A 580-nucleotide genomic window follows, 5' to 3' on the forward strand; every position below is an offset into this window, starting at 1 on the left:
AAGTGTGCCCGGATGCATCATGTTAGCCACACTGAACAGCACTTTACCGTTACGAGATAAATCAACATGACGATGGAAGATATGCATCTCGCCATAGATAAGACCATTTTGCTGCATACTGTCAAAAAGTTCAGTGCCAATAAATGGTTCTTCGCCCGCACAATGAACATTCAACACGATCACTTGCATTTCCGGCTCTGGCTTTGGCTCTTCTGGTTGTTCAACAACGGCAGGAGCCACTTCTTCAACCATTTCCATCTCTTGTTTAGACGCATTAAATGCAGAAGGCATGATCTCTTCTTCAATCACCTCTTGCATTGGCTCTTCGACTTCAGACGGCTGAATTGCTACATCTTCAACATCGTTTTTCATCGCGACAAAAGAAGGGATTTCCTCAGCTTCTTCTTTTACAGAAGGCTTTTCTTCTGCCACACCTCCAAGCAAAGGATCTGCCTCAAACTTACTATCAAACGTATTTTCCATCCCAAAGTCTGGTTCTTTGCGATCTTTACGGATGATTTCGAAATCGTCTTCAGGGGCAGGAGCGAAACTGCGCTCTTGCTCAACCGAATCTTTATCT

1 protein-coding gene is annotated in these 580 nt (G+C 44.1%); it reads right to left on the reverse strand.

All coding sequences use genetic code 11. The features are described 5' to 3' along the window. On the reverse strand, window positions 1-580 hold a 580-nt coding region (locus R7Q48_RS29420; RefSeq protein WP_318133896.1), incomplete at both ends, for a cell division protein ZipA C-terminal FtsZ-binding domain-containing protein.

The organism is Vibrio sp. 378, from assembly GCF_033339435.1.